Genomic DNA, 18,595 nt, shown 5'->3' with positions numbered 1-18,595 from the left:
TGACGCCGGTCCCGCGGGGGACCGGCGAGAGACTCAGGCCGCGGTGGTGTCCGCGGTGGCCGGCAGGGCGTCCTTGGCCAGCACGACGAGCGCGGCGAACGCGGCCTCGTCGTTCACGGCCAGCTCGGCCAGCATGCGGCGGTCGACCTCGATCTCCGCGGCCTTCAGGCCCTGGATGAACCGGTTGTAGGTCATGCCGTTGGCGCGGGCGGCAGCGTTGATGCGCTGGATCCACAGCTTGCGGAAGTCACCCTTGCGCGCACGACGGTCGCGGTACGAGTAGACCAGCGAGTGCGTGACCTGCTCTTTGGCCTTGCGGTAGAGGCGTGAGCGCTGGCCGCGGTAACCGCTGGCGCGCTCGAGGACCTCGCGGCGCTTCTTCTGGGCGTTGACTGCCCGCTTGACGCGTGCCACGTGGAGTCTCCTTGGTTCTGATCACCGGTCAGGGACCGGCGACGGGGGTCGGTGAGCGGGGAGTCAGAGGCCGAGCAGGCGCTTGATGGCCTTCACGTTGCCGGAGGCGACGGGCTGGTCGGACGCCAGGCGACGCGTGCGGCTCGAGGACTTGTGCTCGAGGTAGTGACGAGCATTCGTCTGCTCACGCATCAGCTTGCCCTTGCCGGTCACCCGGAAGCGCTTCTTCGAACCGCTGTGCGTCTTGTTCTTCGGCACGTCTGTATCTCCTCATCGATCCGCGCGCGGGTGGTCCGGCACGCGGAAGGTGTTTAGGGACCGGGCGGGCAACTCGTTCGTCGGGATGCCCGCCCGGGCACCTGGTCTGGCTGCCGCCGTCAGGCGTCGGCAGCCTCTTGCTGCTCGGAGGACGCCGGCTTGGCGGCTTCCTCCTTGGGCTTCGCCTCGGCGTCCGGTCCCGGGGTGGGACGCGGCGCGGGGCGCGGGCCGGGGCCCGGGGTCGGTCGCGGGCCGGGGCCCGGGGTGGGACGCGGCCCCATCGAGGCCGGGGTCGGGCGCGGTCCGGGGGTGGGACGCGGGCCCGTGGCCGCCGGGGTGGGGCGCGGAGCCGCACCCGGCGTGCCGGCGGCCGGAGCCGGGCGGCTGACCGGAGCCGGACGCCCGGCCGGAGCTCCGCCGACCGGAGCCGAACGGGGCGCACCACCGGGAGCCGGACGCGAGGACGGGCCACCGGGACGGTCGCCACGCGGGCCGGACGGACGGTCGCCGTAAGACGGGCGGTCGCCACGCGGGCCGGACGAGCGGTCGCCGTACGACGGACGGTCGCCACGGGGGCCACCCGGGCGGTCGCCGCGCGGGCCACCGGACGGACGGGAGGACGACGTGTACGCGGGCGGGCCGGAGCTCACGGGCGCGGGGGCAGCCGACGGCGGGGGCGTCGCGCGCTTGATGAAGATGGGCTCCTCATCGTCGTCGACGGTCGCGGGCTTCTCCTCGGCAGCGGCGGCAGCGGCCTTCTCCGCGGCCTCGCGAGCCTCCTCGCGGCGGCGCTCGGCGCGGGCTGCCTTCTCCTCGGCCTGCTGGTCCTTCTGCTCGGCCTTGGCCTCGGCCTTCTTCTTGTGCGGGCCGATCACCATGACCATGTTGCGGCCGTCCTGCTTCGGGTTGCTCTCGATGTAGCCCTCTTCGGCCACATCGGCAGCCATCCGCTGCAACAGGCGGTAGCCCATCTCCGGGCGCGACTGCTCGCGGCCACGGAACATGATCATGACCTTGACCTTGTCGCCCTCGTTGAGGAACCGGACGACGTGCCCCTTCTTGGTGGCGTAGTCGTGCGGGTCGATCTTGAGGCGAAGCCTGATTTCCTTGAGGACCGTGTGGGCCTGGTTCTTCCGGGCCTCGCGATCCTTGATCGCGGACTCGTACTTGAACTTGCCGAAGTCCATGAGCTTGCAGACCGGCGGCCGCGCCTGGGGCGCGACTTCGACGAGGTCGAGGTCGGCCTCCTGGGCGAGACGCAACGCGTCTTCGACCCGGACGATGCCGACCTGCTCCCCGTTGGGGCCGACCAGCCGCACCTCTGGGACGCGGATACGGTCGTTAATCCGGGGCTCGCTGATGTGTTACTCCTTCGTACGGACTCGGAGACCACCGGCAAACGGGAGAAGGCTCCCGGACGCAGGCGCTCGGGAGCCTCAATAACGGTCACACGGCAGACGGATATTCCGTCGCCGTACAGCCCCGCCGCGTGCGGCGAGGAGGCCCCTCCTGGTCGGGAGGAGCGGACCGGGACCCGATGCCATTCACACCTGAGTGTGCTGACGGCGGGTGGGAGAGACTCCACTTGGCGCACCGTGCTCTGTCGCGAACTCACCGGCTAGGGCAGGCTCTGCGTCGGAACTCGGTCGGTCAGTGGCCAAGCGTATCAGCATCAGGCCGACGACCGCGACAGCAGCGCCGATCGTCCCGGTCAGGGCGAAACCGGCCGCCGGACCGGCCCGGTCGATGGCCCACCCGGCCAGCGGTGTGCCGGCGGCCAGGCCGACCGTCATGGCCGAGCCGTACCAGCCGAGCGCCTCGCCCCGCCGGTGCTCCGGGACCAGCCGGCTGACCTCGGCCCCGGCCGCCGCCATGGCCGGAGCACAGAGCAGCCCGGCCGGGACGATGGCCAGGGCCAGCCACCAGATGCCCGGGACCAGGCCCGCCGGCGCGGTCAGCAGGCAGAGCGCCAGCACCAGGGCGAACACCGGGACCGGACGGTCGAGGGCGCCGAACACCACGGCGCCGGTCATCGACGACAGCGACCAGGCGACGAAGACCACCCAGGTCAGGTGCATCTGCCCGGACTCCCGGCTGAGCGCCACCACGGAGACGTCGGTGGCGCCGATCACCGCCAGGGCGACCACGGTGGCGGCCAGGGTGGCGACCAGCCGGGGCGAGACCAGGTCGGACCGGCCGGCCGGGGTGGGGCCGGGGGTGGGGCCGGGAACCGGGTCGGGGTGCGGTCGGCGCAGGGGTGGGTCGAACACCATCAGGCCGAGGCCCGCCGCGACCGTGGTGCCGCCGACCAGCAGCACCGTGCCCGTCGGCGACCAGGTGGAGGCCAGGGCCGCACCGGCGGCCGGGCCGACCAGGTAGCTCAGCTCGGTCGAGATGGAGTCCAGCGAGAAGGCCGCCCGCTGCTGCGACGGGGCGGCGAGCACGCTCAGGCCCTGCCGCACCACCATGTAGACCGGGATCGACAGGAGTCCCCCGACGAACGCCGTGACCAGGATCAGGTGGTAGGGCAGGAACGGGACGGCGAACCAGACCGCGCCCTCCACCAGCACCGACGGCGCCACCGTGCGACGCAGGCCGATCCGGTCGAGCAGCCGGCCGCGCCACGGCGCCCCGATCGCCGCCCCCACCGTCATCACCGCCGCGACCAGCCCGGCCTGCGCGTAGCTGCGGTCCAGGCCGCTGACCACGAACACGGTGATCGCCACGGTGGCGGCGCTGTTGGGCATGCGGCACAGCACGCCGGTGACGAAGAGCGGGAGAACCAGGGGGCGACGCAGGAGTTCGCGGTACGGGGCGAGCAGCACGAGCCGCAGTCTGCCCTCCCCCACCGACAGTTCTCACCCGGATTGATCTGGGCGGGTGAGAACCGTCGGGACGATCACACGGAACGGACCGCCAGCCGCACCGAGTCGGTGCGCTCGGTCACCACCTGGTCGGTGAGCAGCAGCTCGCCGATCCGGCTGGTGGTCTCGCGCACCTGCTCCCGCTCCAGGCCGGGCGGCAGGCCGAGCACCACGACCAGGCCGGCGTCGCCGTCCGGCTCGCAGCGGTGCGCCCTGACCTGCGGCACGGCGGTGACCAGCGCGGCGATCCCGGCCAGCAGGTCCGGGTCGGAGGCCGGGGGCACCCACTCCCGGCCCTGGGCCACCGCCCACACCGCCGGGCGGGGCAGCTCCACCGAGGCCCCGGCCGGGTCGATGACGATGCGCGGGCACTCCTCCACCACAGCGGCCTGCGCGGCCCGCGCGGCCTCCACCGGGACCGGCCGGGCCTGCGGGTTCCAGGTCTGGAGCGCGGCCACGCTGGTGAACACGGGCAGCACCCGGGCGTCGTCCTCACCCAGCAGGGTGACCAGGGCCATGTCGGCACTCTTGTCGCCCTGCGTCGCGACCAGCTCGGCCTCGTCGTCGCCCAGCACCGCGACGATCGGCACCAGGACGCGCGTCGGCGCCCAGGCCCGGGTGATCGCGGTCAGGTCACCGGTCGCGAGCGCGGCGGTGAGGGCCTCGTCGGCGGTTCCGTCGTCGCCCGGGAAGGGCTGGGCGGTGAGGGTGCGGCCGGACCAGGGGGTGCCGGCCGAGTCGGTGTCGTGATGCGGGTTGATCGCGTGGGACATCTGTCTCACCCGGCTACGTGGAGGGCCTGCTCAAGGGTGAAAGCGCCGCTGTACAGCGCCTTTCCGACGATTGCCCCCTCGACGCCGATCTTCACCAGGGCGCGCAGGGCGGCGATGTCGTCGAGGTTGGAGATGCCGCCGGAGGCCACCACCGGCTTGTCGGTGCGCCGGCAGACCTCGGCCAGCAGGTCCAGGTTCGGGCCCTTCAGCGTGCCGTCCTTGGTGACGTCGGTGACCACGTAACGGGCGCAGCCGTCTTCGTCCAGGCGGGCCAGCCGGTCGTACAGGTCACCGCCCTTGCTGGTCCAGCCGCGGCCGGCCAGCTCGGTGCCGCGCACGTCGAGGCCGACGGCGATCCGGTCGCCGTACTGCTTGATCGCGTCGCGGGTCCAGTCCGGGTTCTCCAGCGCGGCGGTGCCCAGGTTGACGCGGCGGCAGCCGGTGGCCATGACGGCCTCCAGGCTCGCGTCGTCGCGGATGCCGCCGGACATCTCGACCTTCACGCCGAGCTCGCTCATCCGCTCGCAGACCCGGGCCAGCAGGTCGCGGTTGGAGCCGCGGCCGAACGCCGCGTCCAGGTCGACCAGGTGGATCCACTCGGCACCGGCGCGCTGCCAGTTCAGCGCGGCCTCCAGCGGATCGCCGTAGCCGGTCTCGCTGCCGGCCTCGCCCTGCACCAGGCGCACGGCCTGGCCGTCGACGACGTCGATGGCGGGGAGGAGCTCGAGCCGGCCGGGGGCGGCGGCGGCTTCAGACATGGAGGGACCCTTTCCACGTGGTGCCACCGGCCGGTCACCGGCCGGTCCAGAAGTCGGCGTCCACGCTATCGCGCCGCCGTGACCACCGCGGCCAGGGGCGGTTCCCCGCGGCTACACCGTGCCGAGCCAGTTGCGCAGCAGCTGGATGCCCGCGTCGCCGGACTTCTCCGGGTGGAACTGGGTGGCCGACAGCGGGCCGTTCTCGACCGCGGCGACGAACCGGCCGCCGTGCTCGGACCAGGTGACCAGCGGGGGCTTGAGCACCGCGAGGGGGTCGCCGGGTGAGGGCAGCTCCCACTTCTGCACGGCGTAGGAGTGCACGAAGTAGAACCGCTCGCGCTCGATGCCGGCGAACAGCTTCGAGTCGTCGGGCACGTCGACGACGTTCCAGCCCATGTGCGGCACGACGTTGGAGGGCAGCAACTCGACGGTGCCGGGCCACTCGCCCAGGCCGGGCACGTCGTCGCGGCCGAACTCGACGGAGTTCTCGAACAGCACCTGGAGGCCGACACAGATGCCGAGCACCGGGCGGCCCCCGGCCAGGCGGCGGCCGATCAGCCGGTGGCCGCCGACCGCGCGCAGCTGGTCGGCGACCGAGGCGAAGGCACCGACGCCGGGCACGACCAGACCCTCGGCGTTCAGGGCGGTGCTGAAGTCGGCGGTGAGCTCGACCGTGGCACCGGCCCGTTCCAGGGCGCGTACGGCGGACCGGACGTTGCCGGAGCCGTAGTCGAGCACGACGACCTGGGGTGAAGTCATGGCTGAAGTCTAGTGAACGCGGGTTGCACCCAGATCACGCAGGAGCGGATGCAACCCGCGTGAGCATCAGCTCGGGTTGGCCTTGGCCTGCACCGCGCGGGCCTTGGTGGTCTCGCGCACCGCCCGGCGGTACTCCTTGTTCAGGTTGGTGATGCTCATGAACGGGATCTCCTTGGGGCAGGAGACCGTGCACATGCCGGTGTTGGTGCAGCCGCCGAAGCCCTCGGCGTCCATCTGCTCGACCATGTTCATCACCCGGGAGGTGCGCTCCGGCTGGCCCTGGGGCAGCAGGTTCAAGTGGGTGACCTTGGCCGAGACGAACAGCGAGGCCGAGCCGTTCGGGCAGGCCGCGACGCAGGCGCCGCAGCCGATGCAGGTGGCGTTGGCGAACGCGGCGTCGGCGTCGGGCTTGGGGATGCGGGTGCTGTTGCCCTCCGGCGCGGAACCGGTGGGAGCGGTGATGTAGCCGCCCGCGCCGATGATCCGGTCGAAGGCGCCGCGGTTCACCACCAGGTCCTTGATCACCGGGAACGGCGCCGCGCGCCACGGCTCGATGACGATCTCCTCGCCGTCCGAGAACGCGCGCATGTGCAGCTGGCAGGCGGTGGTCTGCTCGGGCCCGTGCGCGTCGCCGTTGATCACCACGCCGCAGCTGCCGCAGATGCCCTCACGGCAGTCGTGGTCGAAGGCGACCGGGTCCTCGCCGTCGAGGATCAGCTTCTCGTTGAGCGTGTCGAGCATCTCCAGGAACGACATGTCCGGGGAGACCCCGTCGATGTCGTAGTCGACCATGGCGCCCTCGTCGGAGGCGTTCCGCTGGCGCCAGATCTTCAGCTTGAGCTTCATCGGAGTAAGGCCTTTCGAGGATCAGGGCGAGGATCAGGCGTAGCTGCGCTGGGCCGGGTGGACGTAGTCGAAGACGAGTTCTTCCTGGTGCAGCACCGGGTCGCCGCCGGTCGTGCCGAACCGGCCCTGGCCGCCGTACTCCCAGGCCGCGACGAACGAGAACTTCTCGTCCTGACGGGCCGCCTCGCCGTCGGGGGTCTGTGACTCCTCGCGGAAGTGCCCGCCGCACGACTCCTCCCGCATCAGCGCGTCGATGCACATCAGCTCACCGAGCTCGATGAAATCGGCCACCCGGTTGGCCTTCTCGAGCGACTGGTTGAGCTCGGCGCCGGTGCCGGGCACCTTCACCCGCTTCCAGAACTCGTCGCGCAGGTGCCGGATCTCGCTGATCGCCTTGCGCAGCCCGGCGTCGTTGCGGGCCATGCCGCAGTAGTCCCACATGATCTGGCCGAGCTCGCGGTGGAACGAGTCCACCGTGCGGTCGCCGTTGATCGAGAGCAGCTTCTCGATGCGCTCCTTCACCAGCGTCTCGACCTCGGCCACCTCAGGGGCGTCCGGGGCGACCGCGGCGAACTTCTGGCTGCCGATGTAGTTGTTCAGCACCGTCGGCAGGATGAAGTAGCCGTCGGACAGACCCTGCATCAGCGCGGACGCGCCGAGCCGGTTGGCGCCGTGGTCGGAGAAGTTGGCCTCACCCGCCGCGAACAGGCCGGGGATGGTGGTCTGGAGGTCGTAGTCCACCCACAGCCCGCCCATCGTGTAGTGCACGGCCGGGTAGATGCGCATCGGCTGCTTGTACGGGTTCTCGGAGGTGATCCGGGCGTACATGTCGAAGAGATTGCCGTACTTCTCGCGCACCGCCGGCTCGCCCATCCGCTTGATCGCGTCGGCGAAGTCGAGGTAGACGCCCTGCCCGCCGGGGCCGACGCCGCGGCCCTCGTCGCAGACGTTCTTCGCGGCGCGGGAGGCGATGTCGCGCGGGACCAGGTTGCCGAACGCCGGGTAGATGCGCTCCAGGTAGTAGTCGCGCTCGTCCTCGGGGATGTCGGCCGGTGGGCGGGTGTCGCCCATCTGCTTGGGCACCCAGATCCGGCCGTCGTTGCGCAGCGACTCGCTCATCAGCGTGAGCTTGGACTGGTGGTCACCGGAGCGCGGGATGCAGGTCGGGTGGATCTGCGTGTAGCAGGGGTTGCCGAAGTAGGCGCCGCGCCGGTGGGCCCGCCAGATCGCGCTGGTGTTGGAGCCTTTCGCGTTCGTGGAGAGGAAGAAGACGTTGCCGTAGCCACCGGTCGCCAGCACCACGGCGTCACCGAGGTGGGTGGACAGCTCACCGGTGACCAGGTTGCGGGCGACGATGCCGCGAGCGCGGCCGTCGACGATGATCAGGTCGAGCATCTCGTGCCGGGCGTACATCTCCACGTTGCCGGCGTCGATCTGCTTCGACAGCGCCTGGTAGGCACCGATCAGCAGCTGCTGGCCCGTCTGGCCGCGGGCGTAGAAGGTGCGCTGCACCTGCACCCCGCCGAAGGAGCGGGTGTCGAGCAGACCGGAGTACTCGCGGGCGAACGGCACGCCCTGCGCCACGCACTGGTCGATGATCTTCACGCTGTTCTCGGCCAGCCGGTAGATGTTCGACTCCCGGCCGCGGAAGTCGCCACCCTTCACCGTGTCGTAGAACAGCCGGTAGATCGAGTCGCCGTCGTTGCGGTAGTTCTTCGCGGCGTTGATGCCGCCCTGCGCGGCGATCGAGTGCGCGCGGCGGGGCGAGTCCTGGAAGCAGAACTGCACCACGTGGTAGCCCTGCTCGGCCAGCGAGGCGCCCGCGGCGCCGCCGGCCAGGCCGGTGCCCACCACGATCACCTTGTGCTTGCGCCGGTTCGCCGGGTTGACCAGCTTGGACGCGAACTTGCGCCGGTCCCAGCGGGTCTCGATGTCACCGTCGGGGGCCTTGTCGTCGGTGACCGGGTCACCGACCGTGAAGAACTCGCCCTCACCGACGAATTTTGCCGAGGAGTCAGGCATCTCAATCCACCAACCCGAAGACGACGCTGTAGGGAATCAGCAGGAACCCGAAGGCCACCAGCAACGCGAACACGACCGCGAAGGTGCGGAAGGACGCGGTGGTGGCCCGGTTCCAGCCCAGAGTGTTGGCCGCGCTCCAGAGCCCGTGCCAGATGTGCATGCACAGGGCGCCCATGGCCAGGGTGTAGATGACGACGTTCCACCACTGGTCGAACCCGGCGGTGATCCGCTCGTAGGGCTCGTGCGAGGTGGCCGGGTTCACCGTGCCGGTGGTCATGTCGAGGATGTGCCAGACGATGAAGAGCAGCAGCGTGACGCCGCCCCAGCGCATGGTCGAGGTGGCGTAACCACCCTTGCGCTTCGCGTGGTACTTCACCGGCCGGGCCCGCACGTCGTGCTTGGACAGCGTGATCGCGGCCCAGATGTGCAGCACCAGCGCCACGGTCAGGACCGCCCGCTGGATCCAGAGGTACCAGGCCTCGTGGAGAGCCGGCTCACCGATGGTGCGCAGCCAGGCGGCGTACTCGTTGAACTCGGTCTCGCCGAAGAAGATCTTCAGGTTGCCGATCATGTGCACGACGACGAACGCCAGCATGATCAGGCCCGTGACGGCCATGATCATCTTCCGCCCGATGGTCGAGCGGTGCAGGGTGCCGAATCCCGTCACGCGCGGGTTCTTGCTCAGCGTCTCTACCACGGCGGCAAGGTAGGCCCTAGAGGCTGATTAGGTCCAAGAGATGAGTCATAGGTTCTCGATAGAGACAGACTATCGACCTGGTTACCCTGTGCTCGTGCAAATACAGCAGCTCGTGTATTTCCTCACTGTCGCGGAAACGAAGCACTTCACCCGGGCGGCGCAGCTGCTGGAGATCGCCCAGCCCTCGCTCTCGCAACAGATCCGGGCGTTGGAATCATCACTCGGCGCCGAGCTCTTCGACCGGGTGCGCGGCAACATCACGCTGACCCCCGCGGGTGAGGCGCTGCTGCCCATCGCCCAGCGCATCACCGCCGACGTGGAGACCGCCCAGCAGGAGGTGCGCGAGCTGATCCAGCTGCGCAGCGGCCGGGTGCGGCTGGGCGCGACGCCGAGCCTGCTCACCGGCCTGCTGCCCGAGGTGGCCCGGCGCTACCGCCGGCGCTACCCGGCCATCCGGCTGGTGCTGGAGGAGAGCGGATCGCGTGACCTGGTGGCCAAGACCGCTTCCGGGCTGATCGACCTGGCGCTGCTGGTGCTGCCGCTGCACGCGGACGACCCGGCGCTGGAGACGGTTCCGCTGCTGCGGGAGGACCTGGTGGTGGTGTCGTCGCCGCGCGAGCCCGCCCCCACCGACGGCCGCCCGATCGCGATCGCCCAGCTGCGCGGCCGGCCGCTGGTGATGTTCCGGACCGGTTACGAACTGCGCGAGGTGACCGTGAGCGCCTGCCGCCGGGCGGGTTTCGCGCCCACCTTGGCCGTGGAGGGCGGCGAGATGGACGCCGTGCTGAGCATGGTGGAGGCCGGGCTCGGGCTGGCGGTGGTGCCCAGCACCGTGGTGGCCGGGCGCACCACCCACCGGGTCACCCCGATCGCCGCGCCCGGCCTGTCGCGCACCATCGGCCTGGCCCACCGGCGCGGTGCCCAGCCGTCCCGGGCGGCGCAGGAGCTGCGGGCCGAGCTGCTGCATTACCTGGGTGCGGCCTCGACCGAGGGCACCCTGCCGCAGGGCACCCAGCTGATCGCGCCGGCGGAGAGCCCATGACTCAGAAGCCCGTGGCCCAGAAGCCCGTGACTCCGGGCCCGTGACCCTAGAGCGCGCCCTTGGTGCTCGGGATGCCGGTGACCCGGGGGTCCGGCTCGACCGCCACCCGCAGGGCCCGGGCCACCGCCTTGAACTGGGCCTCCACGATGTGGTGCGGGTCGCGCCCGCCGAGCACGCGCACGTGCAGGCCGATCGAGGCGTGGTGGGCGATCGACTCCAGGGCGTGCCGGGTGAGCGAGCCGATGTAGCGGTCGCCGATCAGCACGTACTGCTGGCCCTCGGGCTCGCCGGTGTGCACGCAGTAGGGCCGGCCGGACACGTCGACCACGGCCTGGGCCAGCGCCTCGTCGAGCGGCACGATCGCGTCGCCGAAGCGCCGGATGCCGGCCTTGTCGCCGAGCGCCTCCCGCAGCGCCTCGCCGATCACGATCGCCACGTCCTCCACCGTGTGGTGGGCGTCGATGTGCAGGTCTCCGGTGGCCTGCACGGTCAGGTCGATCAGCGAGTGCTTCGACAGCGCGTTCAGCATGTGGTCGTAGAAACCCACGCCGGTGGAGATCTTCGCCTCACCGGTGCCGTCGAGGTTCAGCTCGACCACCACGCTCGACTCGCTGGTGGTCCGCTCGATCCGGGCGGTGCGGGCCATCGGTGTCTCCTCAGGGGTTGCGTGTGCTTCAGAAGAAATGGTGGACGACGAGGGCCGCGCGGGCTCCTCGTCGTCCATGATTTGCCGCTGTCTACAGGCTCTTTCAGACCGTGACGGGCGCGTCGAGCAGCGAGTCGGCGAGGGCGTCGAGGAAGATCGTGGTCTCTTCCGGGGTGCCCGCCGAGACCCGCAGGAAGCCGGGCAGGCCGACGTCGCGGATCAGCACGCCGCGCGAGAGCAGCGAGCGCCACAGCGCCTTCTCGTCGGCCAGGCCGCCGAACAGCACGAAGTTGGCGTCGCTGGGCGCCGGGTTCAGTCCCAGTTCGCGCACCGAGGTGACGATGCGGTCGCGGTCGCGCTTGATCGCCTCGACGGTGTCGAGCAGCACGTCGGAGTGCCAGAGCGCGGCCCGGGCGGCGGCCTGGGTGAGCGAGGACAGGTGGTAGGGCAGGCGCACCAGGCGGATCGCGTCGGTGACCGCGGGGTCGGCGGCCAGGTAGCCGACCCGGGCTCCGGCCAGGGCGAAGGCCTTGCTCATGGTGCGGCTGACCACCAGCCGCTCGCGGCCGGGCAGCAGCGTCAGTGCACTCGCCGTGCCCGTGCGGGCGAACTCGGTGTAGGCCTCGTCGACGATGACGATGCCGTCGGTGGCGTCGTAGGCGGCCTTCACCACGTCGAGGTCGAGCGCGGTGCCGGTCGGGTTGTTCGGCGAGCAGAGGAAGGTGACCGCCGGCTTCACCCGCTCGATCTGCTCGACCGTCTCGGCCACGTGCAGGTCGAACTGGTTCGGGTCGTCGGTGGCCTGACCGGCCCTCCCGCGCTTGCCGTCCACCCAGGTGGCGCCGGTGCCGACGGTGATGATCGGGTGCATCGAGTAGCTCGGGGCGAAGCCGAGCACCGTGCGGCCCGGGCCACCGAACGCCTGGAGCAACTGCTGGAGCACCTCGTTGGAGCCGTTGGCGGCCCAGATCTGGTCGGCCTCCAGGTCGTGCCCGAGGTAGTTGGCCAGGTCCTCGCGCAGCTGGGTGAACTCACGGTCGGGGTACCGGTTCAGATGGCCGGCCTCCTGCCGGACGGCCTCGACGATCGCGGCGGCCACCTCGGCCGGCACGTCGTAGCTGTTCTCGTTGGTGTTCAGCCGCACCGGCACGTCGAGCTGCGGCGCGCCGTACGGGGTGCGGCCCCGCAGGTCGTCGCGCAGCGGCAGGCGGGCGAGAACCTCGGCCCTGGACTCGTTGCTCACGGGCGGGAGTCTAACGAGCGAGTCTGACACCCCTCTGTGGCGACTGCGGGCATGTCCCCCACACAGCCCCTGGCCTGCACCTGCGTCCAGGAGCACGGCCTAGCATGACCCCGCAGGAGATCCACGGGTCAGGAGGGCCGGGCGTGAATCAGGTCGGCGAGGCCGACGGCAGGGGTGTGCTCCCGGTACTCGCGGCCGGGTGGGCTTTTCGTCGTCCACAGTTGGCGGCGGCCTATCAGCGGGTCACCGGTGGCGACCGCACCGAGGCGTACCTGACCTCGCGGGTGCTGACCCGCGAGGAGGCCCAGGAACTGGCCGGGCTCGGCTGGACCCCGGCCCATCTGCGCCGGCTGGTGCGGTTCGAGCGGCCGCGCCGGCTGGTGCCCGACCCGGTGCCGGTGGACGAGGCCCGTCCCGACCCGGCCGCCCCGGAACGCCGCTGGACCCCGCCGGAGAACCGTCCCGACCTGCCGCGCCGCGCCGAGCTGCCGTTCGCCGGGCTGGTCGCCTGGGCCCGGCTGCGCCCGGGCGACCGGGACTGGCTGGCCGGCATCACCGTCACCGAGCTGCGCCGTCTCGGCCGGCCGCAGGTGCTGGACACGCTGCGGCCCTACCTCACCTCGCCGCTGGGCGTCGATCCGGGCACCGCTCTGCTCCAGGCCCAGCGCTACGTTCCGTTCACCCTGTTCGAGACCGTGGTGACGGCGCGCGGCGGGATGGTGGGCATGGCCGGCGAGTGGATCGACGTGGTGCTCGGCGGGCGCTGGATCCACGAGGTGCCGGAATGGGAGACGGCGGGCTGGATCTCGCACCCGGCGCAGACCCCGCTGCTGTTCTCGCCGGTCACCGGCGACGGCCTGGACCCGAGCACCCGGTGGGAGCGCTGGCACCCGGTCGCCCGGCTGGCCGGGCCGGACGGCATCCACCCGGCCGACTGGTGGGCGGCCGGCTTCTCGGTGGACGAGGCGTTGCGGGCCTTCGACCGCGGCCGGGTGCCCGACCGGTCGGTGCTGGAGGCGATGGCCGTGGTGCGCGGGAAGACCGGTCCCAGAGGCTAGAGACTGAGTCCCTGGAGGCCGAGCTCGGCCACCGAGTACTCCCACAGCCGGGCGGCCGCCTCCGGGTCGAGGGCGTGCGGCGAGACCCCGTGCCGGGCGCCGAACTGCCCCACCGGGGCCTCGTGGCAGTCGTCGAAGTACCTGCCGGTGACGCCCTTCACCAGCGGTGAGGCCGCCAGCAGCACGGACGTCGCGGCCCCCTGCTCCACGCTCTTCCAGCGCAGTTCCTCACCGGCCGAGCTCGCGGCCCGGCGCAGGGCGTCCAGCTCGGCCTCGCTGACGTGTCGCTGGAGGTTGGTGCGGATGCCGCCCGGGTTCAGCGCGTTGACCGTGATGCCTTCTCCCGCCCAGCGTTTCGCCCCCTCGACCGCGAACAGCACGTTGGCGGTCTTGGACTGCCCGTAGGCCGTCCAGGGCAGGTACTCACGGCGCTCGAAGTGGATGTCGTCGAAGTCGACACCCGCGCGGTGGTGGGCGCTGGAGCTGACCGCCACCACCCGGGCGTCACCGGCGGCGGCGAGCGCGTCGTGCAGCCGGTGGGCCAGGGCGAAGTGGCCCAGGTGGTTGGTGGCGAACTGCATCTCCCAGCCCTGCGGGGTGCGCGCGAACGGGCTGGCCATCACCCCGGCGTTGTTGACCAGGATGTGCAGCGGCCCCTGCCACCGCCGGGCGAACGCGGCCACGGAGTCCTGGTCGGCCAGGTCGAGGCGCTCCACCCGGCTGCCCGGGATCCGTCGCGAGACCTCCTGCCCGGCCTCGGTGTTCCGCACGGCGAGGGTGACCTCGGCCCCGGCCTCCGCCAGGGCTCGGGCGGTCTCGACGCCGATCCCCGAGGCGGCGCCGGTGACGACGGCGCGCCGCCCGCCGAGGTCGACCCCGGCCAGGACCTGCGCGGCGGTGGATTCCTCGCCGAACGGGGTGGTGAAGAGTGTCATGATCTTCCGGCCTTCCCAGGATGGTCCGCGTATTCGGAGGTTCCTCCGCTTAGTAACCGGGGGCCTGCGGGCTTTGTTCCGGCCGCCCGGAACCTGGGCGACAATGGACGTTCGCGATCAGGACGACGTGTGGCAGGGAAGTGACGAAGTGACGGCACCGAGCGAACGGCCGCTGCGCGCCGATGCCCGGCGCAACCGGGAGCGGCTGCTGCGGTCGGCGGTGCTGGCGTTCAGCCGCGACGGCACCGACGCCTCGCTGGAGGGCATCGCCAAGGACGCCGGGGTCGGCATCGGCACGCTGTACCGGCACTTTCCCAGCCGCGACGAGCTGGTCGAGGCGGCCTACCGCAACGAGCTGGCCAGGCTCTGCGACGCGGCCGGTGAGCTGCTCGTCGCGCACCCGGCCGATCAGGCGCTGCGCCGCTGGATGGACCACTTCATCGACTACATGACCACCAAGCGCGAGATGGCCGACGCCCTGACCGCCGTGATCGCCTCGGGCCGAAACCCCTACTCCACCAGCCGGGCCCGGATGACGGCCGCGGTGGACGACCTGCTCGGAGCCGGCGTCCGGGCCGATCTGCTGCGCGGCGACGTGCAGCCGGTCGACGTGCTGCTCACGCTCAGCGGGATCGCGATGACGGCCGGGCAGCCGGACCAGCGGGAGCAGGCCGGCCGCATGCTCGACCTGCTCGTGGACGGGCTGCGCTTCAGGCCGTCGTGAGGGCCTGGATCTTCTTCACCGTGTTCCAGTTCCGCGTGGTGGCGGGCACGCCCCTCACCTTGCCCACGGCGATCGACAGCCGGCTGTCGGCGAAACCGGCGGGCAGGCGCAGATACAGCTCACGACCCCGGGCCACCAGCTCGTCGGGGGCGTAGGCGGCCGGGTCGAACCCGGCCAGCTGCGCCTCGGACAGCGGCGAGCGCAGGAAGACGACCGCGTGCCGCGAACCGTCGTCGTCCGCCGTCGGGAACGGGTTCCCGGCCAACACCGACGTCATCTCGGCGCCGGTGCGGGCCAGCACGTCGGTGGTCAGGCCGGTCTCCCCCAGCAGCCGGGACTCCAGCTCGGCGGCCACCTCCGCCGGGTCCCGCGGCGTGGTCACCACCGCCTGGCCACTGGCCAGGATCGTGCTCACCCCGGTGTGGCCGAGCGAGGTCAGCAGGTCGCGCAGCTGTGCCATCGCCAGCTTGCGCCGGCCGCCGAGGTTGATCCCCCGCAGCAGCAGCGCGACCCGCTGATCCGGCATCAGCCCGGGAACCGCGCGGTCACGGCCTCGCCGTGGGCCGGCAGGTCCTCGGCGTTCGCCAGGGCCACCACGTGCGGCGCCACCTGTTCCAGTGCGGTCCGGTCGTAGTCGATCACGTGGATGCCACGCAGGAACGACTGCACGCTGAGCCCGCTGGAGAAGCAGGCGCAGCCGCCGGTGGGCAGCACGTGGTTGGAGCCCGCGCAGTAGTCGCCGAGACTGACCGGCGAGTACGGGCCGACGAAGATCGCCCCGGCGTTGCGCACCCGGGCGGCCACCGCGGCGGCGTCACGGGTCTGGATCTCCAGGTGCTCCGCGGCGTAGGCGTCCACCACGGCCAGCCCGGTGTCCAGGTCGTCGACCAGCACGATCGCCGACTGCGGGCCGGACAGCGAGGCGGTGACCCGCTCGGTGTGCTTGGTGGCGGCGACCCGGGCGGCGACGGCGGACTCGACCGTGGCGGCGAGCGCCTCGGAGTCGGTGACCAGCACCGCGGCGGCGAGCGGATCGTGCTCGGCCTGGCTGATCAGGTCGCTGGCCACGTGGTCGGCGTCGGCGCTGTCGTCGGCGAGCACCGCGATCTCGGTCGGCCCGGCCTCGGAGTCGATGCCGATGATGCCCTTGAGCAGGCGCTTGGCCGCGGTCACCCAGATGTTGCCCGGGCCGGTGACCAGGTCGGTCGGCTCGCAGATCCAGGAGCCGTCGGCGTCCTTGGCGCCGTAGGCGAACATCGCCACGGCCTGGGCGCCGCCCACCGCGTACACCTCGTCCACGCCGAGCAGGGCGCAGGCGGCGAGGATGGCCGGGTGCGGCAGCCCCTCGAAACCGGCCGGGTTGTCGCGCTGCGCCGGGCTGGTGACGGCCAGACCGGGCACGCCGGCCTCCTGCGCGGGCACCACGTTCATCACCACGCTGCTCGGGTACACCGCCCGGCCGCCGGGCACGTACAGCCCGACCCGGTCGACCGGCACCCAGCGCTCGGTCACCGTGCCACCGGGGACCACCTGGGTGGTGGTGTCGTGGCGGCGCTGGTCGGCGTGCACCAGCCGGGCCCGGCGGATCGACTCCTCCAGGCCGGCGCGGACCTGCGGATCGAGCTGCTCCAGGGCGCGCGCGAGCGCGGCGGCGGGCACCCGGATCGAGTCGACACGCACCCCGTCGAACTTCTCGGTGAGCTCGATCAGCGCGGAAACGCCCTGCGTGCGCACCTGATCGCAGATCGGGCGCACCGTGTCGAGCGCATGCTGCACGTCCAGTTCGGCGCGGGGTACCACCGCGCGCAGGTCACGGGACGTCAGGTGCTGGCCTCGCAGGTCAAGTCGGCGGATCACGGCGCGATTCTAGAGGGCGGGCGGAACCGTCCCTGCCGGTGGGAACGCGGAGCCTGCGACTTTGACTAGTTTGGTCCCCGTGGCGACCCGGCTTCCCCTGTTTCCGCTCAGCACCGTGCTGGTGCCGGGTCTCGTGCTGCCGCTGCACATCTTCGAGCAGCGCTACCAGCTGCTGGTGCGGGCCCTGCTCGACCTGCCCGAGGGCGCGCCCCGGCACTTCGGGGTGATCGCGACCCGCCCGGGGCGCGACCCGGAGACCGCCGAGGGCCTGTACGAGGTGGGCTGCACCGCGCAGATCCGCGAGGTCACGCCCTACGACGACGGCCGGTTCGACCTGGTCACCGTCGGGCACGTACGGTTCGAGCTGAAGGGCCTGGACGCCGACGCGGACACGCCCTACCACACCGGGCTCGTCGACTTCATCGGTGAGCCGGACGGCCCCGGCGACCTGGAGGCCGCCGCCGAGCTGGTCGGGCTGCGGTTCGCCGCCTACCGCGACCGGCTGCGGGTGGAGCAGTCCGGCGTTCCCACCGACCCACGGGTGCTGTCGTACCTGGTGGCCGCCGCTGCGGTGCTGGAACTGCCCGAGCGGCAGGCGCTCCTGGCCGCGCCGAGCACCCACGACCGGCTCACCGCCGAGCTCGGGCTGCTGCGCCGCGAGATCGGCCTGCTCGACGCGTTCAGCTCGCTGCCCGCCGTCGAGCTCACCAAAGAGCCGCCGACCCCCAATTGAGGACGACGAAAACCTTTCCGGCACGGCCCTTCTCCGGACATGAGCGGCCTCTACCGAGCGGGCCGGCCAATCCGGGGCGGGCCAGTCCGGAGCGGGCCGGTCTCTCCCGAGTCGGTCGGCCTCTACGGAGCCGGCCGGCCGATCGGGGCGGTGCGGGCCCGGGTCAGCCGAACCAGGTCGGCGGGGGCCAGTTCCAGGTCGAGGCCGCGACGGCCCCCGCTGACGAACACCGTGGCGTGCTCCAGGGCGGAGGCGTCGACCACCGTGGGCAGGGCCTTGCGCTGACCGAGCGGGCTGATTCCGCCCACCACGTAGCCGCTGCTGCGCTCGGCCGCCGCCGGGTCGGCCATCGTCGCCTTCTTGCCGCCCGCCGCCGAGGCCAGGGCCTTCAGGTCGAGCTGCCCGGCGACCGGCACGACCGCCACCCACAACGTCCCGTCCACGTCGGCCACCAGCGTCTTGTACACCCGGCCCTGATCCACACCGAGCGCGCTCGCCGCCTCGGTGCCGAACGCGACCCGCTCCGACGACGAGGCCCGGCTGCGGTCCTCCGCCTCGAACGTGTGCGTCGTGAACACCACTCCCGCGCCGCTGAGCACCTTCACCGCCGGGGTCGACGCACCCGCGTCCTTCTTCTTCGCCACGCGCAGATTGTGCCCGAGACCCACCCGGCGATCGCCAGGTCGTCGATGTCGTCGAGCGTGCGGCCCTCAGCCGGCAGCCGGTGGTTCTCCAGCCGGTGCCGGTCGATCGCGGTGTTGCTGACACCGCGCTTCCTCGCGCTCCGGACCACGTGTCGGTTCGCCGCCTGGCGAGCTCGGGTGCGGGTGGCGGCGGGCACCTGGCCGCCGGGCGGCCCGCGGCCTGGACCGCGTCACAGGTGGGCTGTCGGAACCTGAGCGCGTTCAGCCGGGCGTTCCGTGCCGAGACTGGGCTCTCACCACGATGTCTCGCCTCCGGGTCCCC

At 71.9% G+C, this 18,595-nt stretch carries 19 protein-coding genes and 1 pseudogene; 4 read left to right on the top strand and 16 right to left on the bottom strand.

Annotation, left to right across the window (positions count from 1 at the left end):
• Positions 1-33: 33 nt before the first annotated feature.
• The 10 genes and pseudogenes from rplT to KIH74_RS19360 all read right to left on the bottom strand — a co-directional run bounded on the left by rplT (position 34) and on the right by KIH74_RS19360 (position 9,391).
• On the bottom strand, positions 34-414 hold the full coding sequence (gene rplT / locus KIH74_RS19405; protein ID WP_214157386.1) for a 50S ribosomal protein L20: 381 nt from the start codon (positions 412-414) through the stop codon (positions 34-36).
• A 63-nt stretch (positions 415-477) separates the two neighbouring features.
• Entirely contained in the window at positions 478-672 is a 195-nt protein-coding gene (gene rpmI, locus KIH74_RS19400) for a 50S ribosomal protein L35 (RefSeq protein ID WP_214157385.1), read from the bottom strand.
• 722 nt (positions 673-1,394) lie between these two features.
• Positions 1,395-2,033, bottom strand: a pseudogene (gene infC, locus KIH74_RS39270) (translation initiation factor IF-3); the annotation flags it as partial.
• Positions 2,034-2,216: 183 nt separating this feature from the next.
• Entirely contained in the window at positions 2,217-3,521 is a 1,305-nt protein-coding gene (locus tag KIH74_RS19390) for an MFS transporter (protein WP_214157383.1), read from the bottom strand.
• A 50-nt stretch (positions 3,522-3,571) separates the two neighbouring features.
• Positions 3,572-4,309, bottom strand: coding sequence for an SseB family protein (locus tag KIH74_RS19385; RefSeq protein WP_214157382.1), 738 nt, complete (start codon positions 4,307-4,309; stop codon positions 3,572-3,574).
• Positions 4,310-4,314: 5 nt separating this feature from the next.
• Positions 4,315-5,067, bottom strand: coding sequence for a bifunctional 1-(5-phosphoribosyl)-5-((5-phosphoribosylamino)methylideneamino)imidazole-4-carboxamide isomerase/phosphoribosylanthranilate isomerase PriA (priA, locus tag KIH74_RS19380; protein ID WP_214157381.1), 753 nt, complete (start codon positions 5,065-5,067; stop codon positions 4,315-4,317).
• Between the two features lie 111 nt (positions 5,068-5,178).
• On the bottom strand, positions 5,179-5,826 hold the full coding sequence (hisH, locus tag KIH74_RS19375; protein ID WP_214157380.1) for an imidazole glycerol phosphate synthase subunit HisH: 648 nt from the start codon (positions 5,824-5,826) through the stop codon (positions 5,179-5,181).
• 66 nt (positions 5,827-5,892) lie between these two features.
• Entirely contained in the window at positions 5,893-6,672 is a 780-nt protein-coding gene (locus KIH74_RS19370) for a succinate dehydrogenase/fumarate reductase iron-sulfur subunit (protein WP_214157379.1), read from the bottom strand.
• Between the two features lie 33 nt (positions 6,673-6,705).
• Positions 6,706-8,694 (bottom strand): fumarate reductase/succinate dehydrogenase flavoprotein subunit, encoded by a 1,989-nt coding sequence (locus KIH74_RS19365; RefSeq protein WP_214157378.1) that lies wholly within the window; start codon positions 8,692-8,694, stop codon positions 6,706-6,708.
• Position 8,695: 1 nt separating this feature from the next.
• Complete coding sequence (locus KIH74_RS19360; RefSeq protein WP_214157377.1) at positions 8,696-9,391, bottom strand: succinate dehydrogenase cytochrome b subunit; 696 nt, start codon at positions 9,389-9,391, stop codon at positions 8,696-8,698.
• A gap of 94 nt (positions 9,392-9,485) precedes the next feature.
• Between KIH74_RS19360 and KIH74_RS19355 the strand changes: the two genes are divergently transcribed.
• Complete coding sequence (locus KIH74_RS19355) at positions 9,486-10,433, top strand: LysR family transcriptional regulator (protein ID WP_214157376.1); 948 nt, start codon at positions 9,486-9,488, stop codon at positions 10,431-10,433.
• A 46-nt stretch (positions 10,434-10,479) separates the two neighbouring features.
• Here the strand turns inward: KIH74_RS19355 and hisB are convergent, their stop codons facing one another.
• A complete protein-coding gene (hisB, locus tag KIH74_RS19350; RefSeq protein ID WP_214157375.1) occupies positions 10,480-11,079 on the bottom strand; it encodes an imidazoleglycerol-phosphate dehydratase HisB in 600 nt (199 codons plus the stop codon).
• Between the two features lie 103 nt (positions 11,080-11,182).
• A complete protein-coding gene (locus KIH74_RS19345; protein WP_214157374.1) occupies positions 11,183-12,322 on the bottom strand; it encodes a histidinol-phosphate transaminase in 1,140 nt (379 codons plus the stop codon).
• Positions 12,323-12,426: 104 nt separating this feature from the next.
• Between KIH74_RS19345 and KIH74_RS19340 the strand changes: the two genes are divergently transcribed.
• Complete coding sequence (locus KIH74_RS19340) at positions 12,427-13,380, top strand: hypothetical protein (RefSeq protein ID WP_214157373.1); 954 nt, start codon at positions 12,427-12,429, stop codon at positions 13,378-13,380.
• Here KIH74_RS19340 and KIH74_RS19335 read toward each other — a convergent pair.
• Positions 13,377-14,315, bottom strand: coding sequence for an SDR family NAD(P)-dependent oxidoreductase (locus tag KIH74_RS19335; protein WP_214157372.1), 939 nt, complete (start codon positions 14,313-14,315; stop codon positions 13,377-13,379). The genes KIH74_RS19340 and KIH74_RS19335 overlap by 4 nt on opposite strands.
• A 103-nt stretch (positions 14,316-14,418) precedes the next feature.
• Here KIH74_RS19335 and KIH74_RS19330 point away from each other — a divergent pair, with 103 nt between their 5' ends.
• A complete protein-coding gene (locus KIH74_RS19330) occupies positions 14,419-15,039 on the top strand; it encodes a TetR/AcrR family transcriptional regulator (RefSeq protein WP_214157371.1) in 621 nt (206 codons plus the stop codon).
• Here KIH74_RS19330 and KIH74_RS19325 read toward each other — a convergent pair.
• Both KIH74_RS19325 and hisD read right to left on the bottom strand, forming a co-directional pair.
• Positions 15,026-15,565 carry a DUF1697 domain-containing protein gene (locus KIH74_RS19325; protein ID WP_214157370.1) on the bottom strand — a complete coding sequence of 180 codons (540 nt, stop codon included), beginning with the start codon at positions 15,563-15,565 and terminating at the stop codon, positions 15,026-15,028. The two genes, KIH74_RS19330 and KIH74_RS19325, sit on opposite strands and share 14 nt — an antisense overlap.
• Complete coding sequence (hisD, locus tag KIH74_RS19320; protein ID WP_214157369.1) at positions 15,565-16,896, bottom strand: histidinol dehydrogenase; 1,332 nt, start codon at positions 16,894-16,896, stop codon at positions 15,565-15,567. Before hisD ends, KIH74_RS19325 begins: the two co-directional genes overlap by 1 nt.
• 79 nt (positions 16,897-16,975) lie before the next feature.
• On the opposite strand from hisD, the gene KIH74_RS19315 reads away from it, so the two are divergent.
• Complete coding sequence (locus KIH74_RS19315; protein ID WP_214157368.1) at positions 16,976-17,629, top strand: LON peptidase substrate-binding domain-containing protein; 654 nt, start codon at positions 16,976-16,978, stop codon at positions 17,627-17,629.
• Between the two features lie 122 nt (positions 17,630-17,751).
• Here KIH74_RS19315 and ybaK read toward each other — a convergent pair whose 3' ends face one another.
• On the bottom strand, positions 17,752-18,273 hold the full coding sequence (gene ybaK / locus KIH74_RS19310) for a Cys-tRNA(Pro) deacylase (protein ID WP_214157367.1): 522 nt from the start codon (positions 18,271-18,273) through the stop codon (positions 17,752-17,754).
• Between the last annotated feature and the right edge of the window lie 322 nt (positions 18,274-18,595).

It is taken from the genome of Kineosporia corallincola (assembly GCF_018499875.1).
GTDB classification, from domain to species: domain Bacteria; phylum Actinomycetota; class Actinomycetes; order Actinomycetales; family Kineosporiaceae; genus Kineosporia; species Kineosporia corallincola.
The sequence above is the reverse complement of the archived record's forward strand: the minus strand, read 5'-3'. Positions and strand labels throughout refer to the sequence as shown.

Excerpts from the sequence above, each read along its gene's own strand:
- hisH (WP_214157380.1), bottom strand. The coding sequence starts at position 5,826 with ATGACTTCACCCCAGGTCGTCGTGCTCGACTACGGCTCCGGCAACGTC.
- KIH74_RS19340 (WP_214157373.1), top strand. The coding sequence starts at position 12,427 with ATGACCCCGCAGGAGATCCACGGGTCAGGAGGGCCGGGCGTGAATCAG.
- KIH74_RS19365 (WP_214157378.1), bottom strand. The coding sequence starts at position 8,694 with ATGCCTGACTCCTCGGCAAAATTCGTCGGTGAGGGCGAGTTCTTCACG.
- KIH74_RS19370 (WP_214157379.1), bottom strand. The coding sequence starts at position 6,672 with ATGAAGCTCAAGCTGAAGATCTGGCGCCAGCGGAACGCCTCCGACGAG.
- KIH74_RS19385 (WP_214157382.1), bottom strand. The coding sequence starts at position 4,309 with ATGTCCCACGCGATCAACCCGCATCACGACACCGACTCGGCCGGCACC.
- KIH74_RS19325 (WP_214157370.1), bottom strand. The coding sequence starts at position 15,565 with ATGCCGGATCAGCGGGTCGCGCTGCTGCTGCGGGGGATCAACCTCGGC.
- hisB (WP_214157375.1), bottom strand. The coding sequence starts at position 11,079 with ATGGCCCGCACCGCCCGGATCGAGCGGACCACCAGCGAGTCGAGCGTG.
- KIH74_RS19335 (WP_214157372.1), bottom strand. The coding sequence starts at position 14,315 with ATGACACTCTTCACCACCCCGTTCGGCGAGGAATCCACCGCCGCGCAG.
- priA (WP_214157381.1), bottom strand. The coding sequence starts at position 5,067 with ATGTCTGAAGCCGCCGCCGCCCCCGGCCGGCTCGAGCTCCTCCCCGCC.
- KIH74_RS19330 (WP_214157371.1), top strand. The coding sequence starts at position 14,419 with ATGGACGTTCGCGATCAGGACGACGTGTGGCAGGGAAGTGACGAAGTG.